This window comes from Ralstonia soli, from assembly GCF_023955655.1.
Taxonomy (GTDB): Bacteria; Pseudomonadota; Gammaproteobacteria; order Burkholderiales; family Burkholderiaceae; genus Ralstonia; species Ralstonia soli.
The window spans coordinates 182,420-194,692 of the sequence record NZ_JAMXHT010000005.1; the positions used below are offsets into that span (position 1 = coordinate 182,420).

The following is a 12,273-nucleotide window of genomic DNA, read 5'->3' on the forward strand; positions in this document are numbered from 1 at the left end:
ACGGGTTGGCAGAAATCATCGCTGGCCGGGCATGGGGGCGCGGCGTCATATTGCAGCCCAGAAGCGGCCGCATCAGACGGCCTGTTCCCGGAGGAGACAATGATGACCGACATTTTGGTCAATGGCACCCCGCACCCGCTGGATGATGCCGACGCCGACATGCCCCTGCTGTGGGTGCTGCGCGATCGGCTCAAGCTGACCGGCACCAAGTTCGGCTGTGGTGGCGGCTTTTGCGGGGCCTGCACGGTCCACCTGGACGGCGCGCCCGTCCGCGCCTGCATCACGCCCGCGTCGGTGGCGGTTGGGCACAAGATCACCACCATCGAAGGGCTCTCGAAGGATGGCACGCACCCGCTGCAGCGCGCCTGGGTGGCTGAAGACGTGCCGCAGTGCGGCTATTGCCAGTCGGGGCAGATCATGTCGGCGGCGGCGCTGCTGGCCTCCGGCGGCCCCGTCAACGACGAAGCCATCACCAATGCCATGGCCGGCAACATCTGCCGCTGCGGCACCTACGGCCGCATCCGCCAGGCCATCAAGCGTGCCGCCGACGAGCGAGGCAAGGCATGAGCGCGCCGCGTGAACCTCATGCGCCGATGCTCGACGTACCGTCGCGCCGCCGCTTCCTGCAGCAGAGCGCGCTGCTGACGGCGGGACTGGCGGTCGGCTTTCGCCTGCCTGATGCGCTGGCCGCCGGCAAGGATGCCGCCGCAGGCGAGTTCGAGCCCAACGCCTGGGTGCGCGTACTGCCGGACAACACGGTCAAGATCGTCGTGCACAAGCATGATTCCGGCACCGGCACGCAAACTGCCCTGGCCGCCTGCGTGGCGGAAGAGCTGGACGTAGACCCGATGCGCATTGCCGTCATCACGCCGGAGCACCCGTTCTTCCAGGACTACATCCATCCGATCTGGAAGGTGTATTCCACCGGCGGCAGCACCAGCGTGTCGCTCGAATATGCACGGCTGCGGCAGGCCGGCGCCACGGCGCGCGCGATGCTCGTGAGCGCGGCTGCGCAACGCTGGGGCGTGCCGGTCGCCAACTGCAGCACGGTGGACGGCACCGTCATCTGCCAGGCCGACGGCCGCAAGGCTACCTACGGCGAACTGGCTGATGCGGCCGCTCGCTTGCCCGCGCCGGCCAATGTGCCGCTCAAGAACCCGGCGGACTTCAAATACATCGGCAAGCTGCGTCACAAGCGCGACGCGGCGGCCAAGGCCAGCGGCCGTTTCCAATATGGCATCGACGTGACATTGCCCGGCATGCTGGTGGCGGTGGTACAGCGCGCGCCGATGCCCGGCGCGCGCGTGCGGCATGTCGACAGCACTGAAGCTCTGAAGGTGCGCGGCGTGCGCCAGGTCATCACGATCCCGCTGCGCACGGATGTGCTGGGCGGCAACCAGGAAGGCGTGGCTGTGCTGGCCGACGACTATTGGGCGGCCAACAAGGGACGCGCCGCGCTCAAGGTCGAGTGGGACGACAGCGCCTTCGCGGATTTCGACAGCAGCCACGTTGCGCAACATCAAGCCGCGTGGCTCGCCAGTGGCAAGGCACGCGTGGTGCCTACCGTGCAGGCCGGCAACACGGACGTGGCGATCGCGCACGGCGCCAAGCGCCTCAACGCGGCCTACCGCATGCCCTACAAGCAGCAGAACCCGCTGGAGCCGGTCAACATCACCGCGTGGTTGAAGGACGGGGCGATCCAGTACTGGGGCGGCATCCAGGTGCCGTCCACTGCAATGGAAGCCGCCGAGACGATCTGCGGCCTGCCGCGCGACAAGGTGGTGTTGCACGAGATGGTGTCGGGCGGCAGCTTTGGCGCGCGCGAGAGCAAGTACTGGCTGTTCGAGGTCAGCTACCTGGCCAAGAAGACCGGCGTGCCCATCAAGCTGATGAACAGCCGCGAAGACGAAATGCGCGCGCTGTACGGCCACCCCGCCACGTATCACCAGTTGGAAGGCGCGCTCGACGCGCAGGGCCGGCTCGATGCCTTGCGTATCCGCGCGGTGTCGCCCGCCTCGCCCGAGCAGTGGGAGCCTGGCTACTTCGATCGCCCCGATCGCATGGACTACAGCACCACCGAGGCCATCTCGAAGTGGGATTTTCCGTACCGCGCCAACCACATGGACATCGGCTGGGTGCGCCACGAAACGGGCATCCCGACGGGCTGGTACCGGGCGGTCAGCTTCATCCCCAACGTGTTCGCCACCGAGAGCTTCATGGACGAACTGGCCGCGGCGGCCAAGCGCGATCCGGTGGACTTCCGCATTGCGCATATGGCCGACCGGCCACGCCATGTTGAGGTGTTGCGCGTCGCCGCACAGCGTGCCGGGTGGGGCAAGGCAGCGCACGGGCACGCACTGGGCGTCGCCACGCACCAGGCCTACGACAGCTACATCGCCGTGGTGGCCCAGGTGGCCCGCAAGGATGGCCGAGTGGTGGTGGAGAAGCTCACCTGCGTGGCGGACGTCGGCCTGGCGGTTTCGCGCTCCGGCGTGGAAGAGCAGCTTTACGGCGGCCTGATGTGGGGGCTGGGCCATGCGCTGTTCGATCGCATCGACATCCAGGGCGGGGCCGTGAAGCAGAGCAACTTCCACGACTACCCCGTGATGCGCATGTCGGACATGCCGGCCATCGAGATCGTCGTCATTGATGGCAACCGCGACAAGCCGGGCGGCGTGGGCGAACTGGCCAATCCGCCGGTGGCCCCCGCCATTGCCAACGCCATCTTCCGACTGACCGGCAAGCGCCAGCGCGAGACGCCGTTCAAGCTCGACCTGCAGGCGTAGCGCATACCGTGGACATCCGCCTGCTGCGCTACTTCTCGGTCCTGGCCGACGAACTGCACTTCGGCCGTGCGGCGGCGCGCCTGTTCATGTCGCAGCCGCCGCTGAGCCAGCAGATCCGCCTGCTGGAAGACGAGATCGGCACGCCGCTGTTCGTGCGCAGCCACCATCGCGTGGAGCTGACGGCCGCCGGGCGCACGCTCAAGGAGCAGGCGCCGCTGGTGTTCGAGCAGCTCAACCGCGCGCTCGATCTCACGCGGCAGGCTGGCCGCGGCCAGGTGGGCGAGCTGGAGATCGGCATGATCAGCTCGGTGATGGTGGGCCTGCTGCCCGAGGCGCTGCGCCAGTTTCGCGAGCGCTTTCCCGGCGTTGAATGGCGCCTCAAGGAGATGACGCCGGCCGCGCAACTCGCGGCACTCAAGGAACGCCGCATCGATGCGTGCATCTTCCGCCTCGGCCATGAAGACCCCGCCGTGCGCAGCGAACTGTTGCAGCACGATCCGCTCGTGATGGCAGTGCCGGCCACGCACCGGCTGGCCGGCGAGGCCACGCTCGCGCTCGGCGATTTTGCCGGCGAGCCGTTCGTCGCGTTCGAGTCCAAGCGTTCGCGTTTTGCCGAGCACCTGATGCATCTGTGCATCCAGGCTGGCTTTGCGCCGCTGGTGCGCCAGCAGGTGACCGAGGTGCAGACCATGCTGGCCTTGGTGAGCGCCGGCTTTGGCGTGGCGCTGTTGCCTGGGGCGATGGCGCATCTGGCGCCGCCGGGTGTGGTCTTCAAACCGCTGACGCCGGCGCTGCCCGCCGTGCCGCTCTACGTCCACTATCGTGTGGATGATGCCTCGCCGGTGCTCAGGGCCTTTCTGGAAACGCTGCGAGAGGTGAGCGGCACGGGTGCGGCCCGCGACATTCCCCCGGAAGCTCAGTCCGAGCCGGCCAGCCGGTAGTCCGTCGGCCGCATGCCCGTCCATTTGCGGAAGGCGCGGTGGAACGCGCTCGGTTCCGCAAAGCCCACGGCGACCGCAATGTCGGCAATCGTGCGGTGTGTGTCCTGCAACTGGCCGATGGCGATATCGCGCCGCAAGTCATCCTTGATCGACTGATACGTGTGGCCCTCGAGTTTCAGGCGGCGGCGCATGGTGGCCTCGGCCACGTTCAGCTTGAGCGCCATCGCGTCCGATGCCGGCCAGCTCGTCACCGGCAGGTTGCGAAGCACCTTGCGCACGCGCGCCGCGAATGAATCCGGGTTGCGGTACTTGACGATGAAGCTGCCCGGCGCATCGCGCAGGAAGGTCTTGATGGACGCGGCGGTCTGGATGACCGGCAACTCGAGAAAACCGGGGGAGAGGTCGACGTACGACGCATCGTGCTTGAACGCCATGTCGTCGCAGAACATCAGGCGGTATTCCTGCGCGTCTTGCGGTGCCGCACAGCGAAAGCGTGCCGCGATGAGCGGAATGCGCCGCCCCACCAGCCAGCAGACCAGCCCGTACACCATGATGAGCCACGTGGCGTAGGTGAACATCGGCGGCACACGTGTGCCCTTGCGGTGCACAAACACCAGGCGCACCCGCTGCGCATCCTCGTCGATCCGCACGTGCAGATCATCCAGCACCAGCCGCAGGAAACCCGTGGCCCGCGCGAGTGCCTGTCTGCCCGTACGGGCGGTGAGCGCCGCCTGGGTCATCGCCACGAAGCTGCCCCAGCGCATGGGGTGGGCGTCCTGCCCGAAGAACTCGTCGTCCATCGCCTGCGCAATGCCGGCCCACAGCGCGCCGTACTGCGCGGATGACACGCGGCTGCGCGGCTGCGCCAGCATCTGCGGCGGGATGCCGGCTGCCGCCATGATGGGCTGCATGTCAACGCCGTGCGCGCGTGCGCGGGCGACGGCCTCGTTGACGAGGCTGACGGAGACGGTCCCTTTCTCGTTGTTCTTCATCGTCGTGGCAAGAGGCGAATTCTCTCGGGGCATGGCAAATGCGCTCACGCAAGTTGATCGTGACGGGCATCGAAGCGGGCGGGCTGCGTGCCTACACTTTTTCTCCATCGAAGACATGCGCCGCGGGCTGCACAGTGTAAGGCGCCTGCCTACACACCGTCACGCGGTCGGCAAGCAGAGAGCAAGCGATGGACGACTTCTATACCGAAGAACAGCGGATGATCCACGACGCCGCGCGTGACTTTGCCACCGAGCGCCTGGCGCCCAACGCCGCGCAGTGGGACCGCGATGGCGCACTGCCCGACGACGTGGTCCGCGAGATGGGCGAACTGGGGCTGCTGGGCATGATCGTGCCGGCGGAGCTGGGCGGCTCCTACACCGACTACGTGGCCTATGCGCTCGCGCTGGAAGAGGTGGCCGCCGGATGCGCCGCCTGCGCGACGATGATGAGCGTGCACAACTCGGTCGGCTGTGGCCCGATCCTCAAGTTCGGCACCGAGGCGCAGAAGGCGCGTTACCTGCCGGACCTGGCCACGGGCCGTGCGATCGGCGCGTTCTGCCTGACCGAGCCGCACGCCGGGTCGGAAGCCAACAACCTGCGCACGCGCGCCGTGTTGCGCGATGGCCAGTGGTTGCTCAACGGCAACAAGCAGTTCGTCACCAATGGCGCACGGGCGGACCTCGCCATCGTGTTTGCCGTGACCGACCCCGAAGCCGGCAAGCGCGGCATCTCCGCCTTCATCGTGCCGACCGACACGCCGGGCTTTCATGTCGGGCGCCCGGAGCACAAGCTCGGCATTCGCGCATCGGACACCTGCCCGATCACGCTGGAAGACTGCGCCGTGCCCGAAGCCAACCTACTGGGCGAGCGCGGCGAGGGCTTGAAGATCGCGCTGTCCAACCTCGAAGGGGGGCGCATCGGCATTGCCGCGCAGGCCGTGGGCATTGCGCGCGCTGCCTTTGATGCCGCGCGCAACTACGCGAACGAGCGCATCCAGTTCGGCAAGGCGCTGCGCGAGCACCAGACCATCGCCAACATGCTGGCCGACATGGCCACGCGGCTGAATGCGGCGCGGCTGCTCGTCCACCACGCAGCGCGCCTGCGCAGTGCGGACAAGCCCTGCTTGTCTGAGGCGTCGCAGGCCAAGCTGTATGCGTCGGAACTGGCCGAGGAGATCTGCTCCAACGCCATCCAGATCCACGGCGGCTACGGCTACCTGGCCGACTACGCCGTCGAGCGCCATTACCGCGACGCACGCATCACCCAGATCTACGAAGGCACCAGCGAAGTCCAGCGGATGGTGATCGCGCGGCACGTGTAGCACGCCCTGCGCCGCATCGACCGAACACGAAAGAGCGCATACGCGCCGACCAGGAGACGACGATGAACGAAGTGGCATCTGCAGCAACGGGTTTTGTAGAGGCGCGCGATTTCCTGCTGCGCCATCGCACGGACTACGACCGCGCGTATCGCGAGTTCACTTGGCCGAAGCTGGATACGTTCAACTGGGCGCTCGACTACTTCGACGTGATGGCGCGCGGTAATGACAACCCCGCGCTGTGGATCGTCGATGACGCGCAAGGCGACGGGTTGAAGCTTTCGTTCGCGCAGATGTCCGAGCGTTCGTCGCGCATGGCGAACTTCCTGCGCGGGCTCGGCATCGTGCGCGGTGACCGCCTGCTGCTGATGCTACCCAATCGCGTCGAACTGTGGGACGTGATGCTGGCGGCAATGAAGCTGGGTGCGGTGGTGCTGCCGGCGACCACGCAGCTCTCGCCGGATGACGTACGTGACCGCGTCGAGTTGGGCGGGGCGACCACGGTGGTGGTGGATGCGGCGGAGCTGCACAAGTTCGACAAGGTGGATGCGGGCGTGCGGCGCATCGCCGTCGGCGCGCAGCGTGAGGGGTGGATCAATCTGGCAGCCGCGTACGGTGCAGCCGCCGAGTTCACGCCCGATGGCGCCACCAAGGCCACCGACCCGCTGCTGCTGTACTTCACGTCGGGCACCACGTCCAAGCCCAAGCTGGTCGAGCACACGCACCAGAGCTACCCGGTGGGGCACCTGTCGACCATGTACTGGATCGGGCTGCAGCCGGGTGACATCCACTGGAACATCAGCTCGCCAGGCTGGGCCAAGCACGCGTGGAGCTGCTTCTTTGCGCCGTGGAATGCGCAGGCCTGCGTGTTCGTCTACAACTACGCGCGCTTCGTGCCGAAAGACACGCTCGACGTGCTGGTGCGCTGTAGCGTGACCACGCTGTGCGCGCCGCCCACCGTGTGGCGCATGCTGGTGCAGGAACCGCTGACGTCGTACGCCGTCAAGCTGCGTGAGATCGTCGGTGCCGGCGAGCCGTTGAACCCCGAGATCATCGAGCGTGTGCGCAGCGCGTGGGGCGTAACCATCCGCGATGGCTTTGGCCAGACCGAGACCACCTGCCAGATCGGCAACACGCCGGGCCAGCCGGTCGTACCGGGTTCGGTGGGGCGCCCGCTGCCGGGCTACCGCGTTGAGTTGGTCGACCACGACGACCAGCCCGCCAGCGAAGGCGAGATCGTGCTGCCCCTTTCGCATCGCCCGCTGGGCCTCATGCAGGGTTACGCCAACAACGCCAAGGCGACGGCTGAGGCGATGCGCAACGGCTACTACCACACGTCCGACGTCGCCATGCGCCGCGACGACGGCTACTTCGTCTACGTGGGCCGCACGGACGACGTGTTCAAGTCGTCGGACTATCGCCTGAGCCCCTTCGAGCTGGAGAGCGTGCTGATCGAGCACGAGGCCATTGCCGAAGCTGCCGTGGTGCCGAGTTCCGACCCGCTGCGCCTGTCGGTGCCCAAGGCCTTCGTGACGGTGCGCCAGGGCTACGAGGCCGGGCCTGAACTGGCGCGCGCCGTGTTCCTCTTTTCGCGCGAAAAGCTCGCACCGTACAAGCGCATCCGCCGCCTGCAGTTCAGCGAGCTGCCCAAGACCATCTCCGGAAAGATCCGCCGCGTGGAATTGCGTCGGCTCGAGCTCGAGCGCACCCCCGAACCTGCCCGCATGCCTGGGGAGTTCTGGGAAGAAGACTTCGCCTGATCCATCTGCCCCATAGAACCCCCGCCATCGATTTGCTTAGGAGACCCCCATGAGCGCCGTCGCTTCTCTTGCTGCCGCCCACCCCGCTGCCAATCAAGACACCCCGCCTACCGTCAAGCTGCTGATTGGCGGCGAGTTTGTTGAATCGAAGTCGACGGAGTGGCGCGACATCGTCAACCCGGCCACGCAGGAAGTGCTGGCGCGCGTACCGTTTGCCACGGCGGACGAAGTGGATGCGGCCATCCGCTCGGCACACGCCGCGTTTGCCACGTGGAAGAACACGCCAGTGGGCGCACGCATGCGCATCATGCTCAAGTTCCAGGCGCTGATCCGCGAGCACTCGCCACGCATCGCACGCACGCTCACGGCTGAGCAGGGCAAGACGCTGCCCGATGCAGAGGGCGACATCTTCCGCGGGCTGGAAGTGGTGGAGCACGCGTGCTCGGTGGGATCGCTGCAGCAGGGCGAGTTTCTGGAGAACGTGGCCGGTGCAGTGGACACCTACACGCTGCGCCAGCCGATTGGCGTGTGCGCAGGCATTACGCCGTTCAACTTCCCGGCCATGATCCCGCTGTGGATGTTCCCGATGGCCATCGTGTGTGGCAACACGTTCGTGCTGAAGCCCTCGGAGCAGGACCCGCTGTCGACCATGCTGCTGGTGGAACTGGCGCTGGAAGCCGGTGTGCCGGCAGGCGTGCTGAACGTCGTGCACGGCGGCAAGGATGTCGTCGATGCACTGTGTACCCACGAACACGTGAAGGCGATTTCGTTCGTCGGCTCCACGGCGGTGGGCACGCATGTGTACCGACTGGGCAGCGAGCACGGCAAGCGTGTGCAATCGATGATGGGCGCCAAGAACCACGCCGTGGTGCTGCCCGATGCCAACCGCGAGCAAGCCATCAACGCGCTAGTCGGGGCAGGTTTTGGCGCGGCTGGCCAGCGCTGCATGGCGACCTCCGTCGTGGTGCTGGTGGGCGCGGCTCAGCAGTGGCTGCCGGATCTGATCGAGAAGGCCAAGAAGCTGAAGGTGAACGCTGGCGTTGAACCTGGCACGGATGTGGGCCCCGTGGTCTCGCGCGCGGCCAAGCAACGCATTCTCGGGCTGATCGAATCGGGCGTGCAGCAAGGTGCGAGGCTCGCGCTGGACGGCCGTAACGTGCAGGTGAAGGGTTACGAAGACGGCAACTTCATCGGCCCGACCATCTTCACCGATGTGACGACCGACATGGACATCTACACCAACGAAATCTTCGGCCCCGTGCTGCTGGTGTTGACCGCGCCCACGCTGGACGATGCCATTGCGCTGGTCAACGCCAACCCGTTCGGCAACGGTGTGGGCCTGTTCACGCAGAGCGGCGCATCGGCGCGCAAGTTCCAGAGCGAGATCGACGTCGGCCAAGTCGGCATCAACATCCCGATTCCGGTGCCGGTGCCGTACTTCAGCTTTACCGGCTCGCGCGGCTCCAAGCTGGGCGATCTGGGCCCGTACGGCAAGCAGGTCGTGCAGTTCTACACGCAGACGAAGACCGTCACCGCGCGCTGGTTTGACGATGCCGTCGACGCTGGCGGCGTGAATACCACCATCAGCCTGCGCTGAGCGCACCAAGGAGCGTTGTCATGAAGATCGCATTCATCGGCCTGGGCAACATGGGCGCCCCGATGGCGCGCAACCTGCTCAAGGCGGGCCATGCGCTCAACGTGTTCGACCTGAACGCGCAGGCAGTTGGTTCGCTGGTGGAAGCCGGAGCCACGGCTGCTGCTTCGCCTAAAGAGGCGGTCACTGGCGTTGAGACCGTCATCACCATGCTGCCCGCCGCTGCCCACGTGCGCAGCGTACTGACAGCCGCAGACGGCGTGCTGGCGGGCATCAGCAAGGGCGTGCCAATCATCGATTCGAGCACGATCGACCCGGCCAGCGTGAAGGCGTTCGCGGCGCTGGCGGCCGAGCACGGCAACACCTTTATCGATGCGCCGGTGTCGGGCGGCACGGGCGGGGCGGCGGCGGGCACGCTCACTTTCATGGTGGGCGGCAGCGCGGAGGCTTTCGAGCAAGTGCGCCCGGTGCTCTCCGCCATGGGCAAGAACCTCGTGCATTGCGGCGATACGGGCGCAGGCCAGGGCGCGAAGATTTGCAACAACCTCGTGCTAGGCATCACCATGGCCGGCGTGGCCGAGGCCATGTCGCTGGGTGAAGCGCTGGGTATCGACCCGAAAGTGCTGGGCGGCATCATCAACACGTCTACGGGCCGCTGCTGGAGTTCGGACACGTACAACCCGTTCCCCGGCGTGATCGAGACCGCGCCGTCGTCGCGCGGCTACACCGGCGGCTTCGGTACCGACCTGATGCTCAAGGATCTGGGCCTGGCGGGCGACGCGGCCAAGTCGGTACGCCAGCCGGTCTACCTGGGTGCGCTCGCGCAACAGCTCTACCAAACCGTGAGCTGCAAGGGCGACGGCAAGCTGGATTTCTCCGCCGTCATCAAGCTCTATCGCCAGGACGGAGGCGCGTGATGATCGAACTCGATTTCCTCCACGACAACAGCATCGCCCTGCTGACGCTCAAGCGCCCGCCCGCGAATGCGTTCACGCCGGAAGGCTTGCTGCAGCTGCAATCCACCGTCGAACAACTGAACGCCGATGCACGCGTGCGCGCCATCGTCATCACCGGCGACGGCCCGAAGTTCTTCAGCGCGGGCGCCGATCTGAATACCTTTGCAGATGGCGACCGCGACGTCGCCCGCGAAGCTGCTGCGCGTTTCGGCGCTGCATTCGAAGCGTTGCAGAACGCTCGCCCCGTGGTCATCGCGGCCATCAACGGCTTTGCGATGGGTGGTGGACTGGAGTGCGCTCTCGCCTGTGACATCCGCATCGCCGAAGCCCACGCCAAGCTGGCTGTGCCCGAAACCGCCGTCGGCCTGCTGTGCTGCGGTTGCGGCACGCAGACGTTGCCGTGGCTGGTGGGCGAAGGCTGGGCCAAGCGCATGATCCTGACCGGCGAGCGCGTCGACGCGCAAACCGCGCTGCGCATCGGCCTGGTGGAAGAAGTGGTCGAGACAGGCGCCGCGCGTGAAGCCGCCATCGCCATGGCGCAGCGCGTGACGATGCTCAGCCCGCAGGCGGTCACCTTCAGCAAACAACTGATCCACCAGGCACGCAACGGTGTGCCGCGCAGCGCCGCGCTGGCCGTGGAGCGTGAGCGTTTTGTCGATCTGTTCGACCACCCGGACCAACGCGAGGGCGTGAACGCCTTTCTCGAAAAGCGCACGCCGCGCTGGCAGTCCGCACAGGAACCGGAGACGCTGCAATGAGCGCAGTCCATATGCGGGCGACGCAGCCCGATATCGCCGTCGAGCCTGAAGTGCTGATGCACGTGGTGAACCGCGTGGCGGTCATCACGCTGAACCGGCCGTCTGCGCTGAATGCGCTGTCGCACGGCATGGTGCGGCAACTGGCCGCGCTGCTGGAGCAATGCCGCCATGACGACGGCATCGTCGCGCTGGTGCTGCGCGGTGCTGGCCAGAAGGGATTCTGCGCCGGTGGCGATGTGCGTTCGCTCTACCACCTGGCCCGGCAAGGCCGGATGGACGGCCAGGACGGTGAGAGCGGCTGGCTGCAGTTCTTTGTCGATGAATACCGGCTCGACTACGCGCTGCACCAGTTCCCAAAGCCTGTCGTTGCGCTGATGGACGGCATCACGATGGGCGGCGGCATGGGCCTGGGGCAGGCTGCGCGCCTGCGCGTGGTGACCGAGCGCACGAAGATGGCGATGCCTGAAACGCGCATCGGCTTCCTGCCCGACGTGGGCGCCACGCGCTTCCTGAGCGTGATGTCGCCGGAGCTGGAACTGTACGTTGGGCTGACGGGCGTGACGCTCACGGGTGCAGACGCGCTGCACTGCCGCCTGGCCGATGTGTGCGTGCCTGCCGAATGGCTCGCCTCGTTTGAAGACCGGCTGCAGCGCATGCCGCACGACAGCGATCTGATGCAGGCCCTGCGCCGCGTGTTCGAGCCGCCCTGCAATGTGGTGCCGCACGCGCCGCTGGTGCAGGCGATGCCGTGGGTGCTGCGCTATTTCGATCGGCGTTCACCGGTCGACCGCATTGTCGCCACGCTGCGCGAGAGCCTGGAGCGCGAATCGGCTCGCGAGCCTCGCCAGTGGCTGCAGGCCACGCTTGATGCCATGACCACGCATTCGCCCACGATGCTGCACGTCACGCGCGAAGCGCTGCTGCGTGGCCGCCAACTGTCGCTGGCCGAGTGCTTCCAGATGGAGCTGGGCATCGTGGCGCGTGTGATTCAGGAAGGCGATTTCTGCGAGGGCGTGCGCGCGCACCTGGTGGATAAGGACCATCGTCCAGGCTGGGCACCCGCCACGCTGCCGCAGGTGCGGCCGGAGCGGGTGCGGCACTTTCTGGCGTCGCCGTGGCGGGCGGAGGAGCATCCGCTGGCAGGACTGGCTGCGTAAGGCTCGGCCG

General features: G+C 66.8%; 10 protein-coding genes. 9 read left to right on the forward strand and 1 reads right to left on the reverse strand.

Annotated elements, in window-relative coordinates; all coding sequences use genetic code 11:
• Positions 1–102: 102 nt before the first annotated feature.
• From NG900_RS13995 to NG900_RS14005, 3 genes are read left to right on the forward strand one after another with little or no spacing between them, the layout of a single operon-like run.
• Positions 103–567 carry a (2Fe-2S)-binding protein gene (locus tag NG900_RS13995; RefSeq protein WP_252682141.1) on the forward strand — a complete coding sequence of 155 codons (465 nt, stop codon included), beginning with the start codon at positions 103–105 and terminating at the stop codon, positions 565–567.
• Entirely contained in the window at positions 564–2,786 is a 2,223-nt protein-coding gene (locus NG900_RS14000) for a xanthine dehydrogenase family protein molybdopterin-binding subunit (protein WP_252681317.1), read from the forward strand. Before NG900_RS13995 ends, NG900_RS14000 begins: the two co-directional genes overlap by 4 nt.
• Before the next feature lie 8 nt (positions 2,787–2,794).
• Complete coding sequence (locus NG900_RS14005) at positions 2,795–3,727, forward strand: LysR family transcriptional regulator (protein WP_252681319.1); 933 nt, start codon at positions 2,795–2,797, stop codon at positions 3,725–3,727.
• On the opposite strand, the gene NG900_RS14010 is transcribed toward NG900_RS14005, so the two are convergent.
• Positions 3,703–4,719 (reverse strand): AraC family transcriptional regulator, encoded by a 1,017-nt coding sequence (locus NG900_RS14010; RefSeq protein ID WP_252681322.1) that lies wholly within the window; start codon positions 4,717–4,719, stop codon positions 3,703–3,705. The genes NG900_RS14005 and NG900_RS14010 overlap by 25 nt on opposite strands.
• 188 nt (positions 4,720–4,907) lie before the next feature.
• Here NG900_RS14010 and NG900_RS14015 point away from each other — a divergent pair, with 188 nt between their 5' ends.
• The 6 genes from NG900_RS14015 (at position 4,908) to NG900_RS14040 (ending at position 12,263) form a co-directional block, all read left to right on the forward strand.
• A complete protein-coding gene (locus NG900_RS14015; RefSeq protein WP_252681323.1) occupies positions 4,908–6,041 on the forward strand; it encodes an acyl-CoA dehydrogenase in 1,134 nt (377 codons plus the stop codon).
• A gap of 62 nt (positions 6,042–6,103) precedes the next feature.
• Complete coding sequence (locus NG900_RS14020; protein ID WP_252681326.1) at positions 6,104–7,798, forward strand: AMP-binding protein; 1,695 nt, start codon at positions 6,104–6,106, stop codon at positions 7,796–7,798.
• A gap of 49 nt (positions 7,799–7,847) precedes the next feature.
• Positions 7,848–9,395, forward strand: coding sequence for a CoA-acylating methylmalonate-semialdehyde dehydrogenase (locus tag NG900_RS14025; RefSeq protein WP_252681329.1), 1,548 nt, complete (start codon positions 7,848–7,850; stop codon positions 9,393–9,395).
• 20 nt (positions 9,396–9,415) lie between these two features.
• Positions 9,416–10,309 (forward strand): 3-hydroxyisobutyrate dehydrogenase, encoded by an 894-nt coding sequence (mmsB, locus tag NG900_RS14030; protein ID WP_252681331.1) that lies wholly within the window; start codon positions 9,416–9,418, stop codon positions 10,307–10,309.
• Positions 10,309–11,106 (forward strand): enoyl-CoA hydratase, encoded by a 798-nt coding sequence (locus tag NG900_RS14035; protein ID WP_252681334.1) that lies wholly within the window; start codon positions 10,309–10,311, stop codon positions 11,104–11,106. The genes mmsB and NG900_RS14035 overlap by 1 nt, the downstream gene beginning before the upstream one ends.
• The gene (locus tag NG900_RS14040; RefSeq protein WP_252681336.1) at positions 11,103–12,263 is read left to right on the forward strand and encodes an enoyl-CoA hydratase/isomerase family protein; all 1,161 of its coding nucleotides are present in this window, start codon (positions 11,103–11,105) and stop codon (positions 12,261–12,263) included. The genes NG900_RS14035 and NG900_RS14040 overlap by 4 nt, the downstream gene beginning before the upstream one ends.
• The last annotated feature ends 10 nt before the right edge of the window (positions 12,264–12,273 follow it).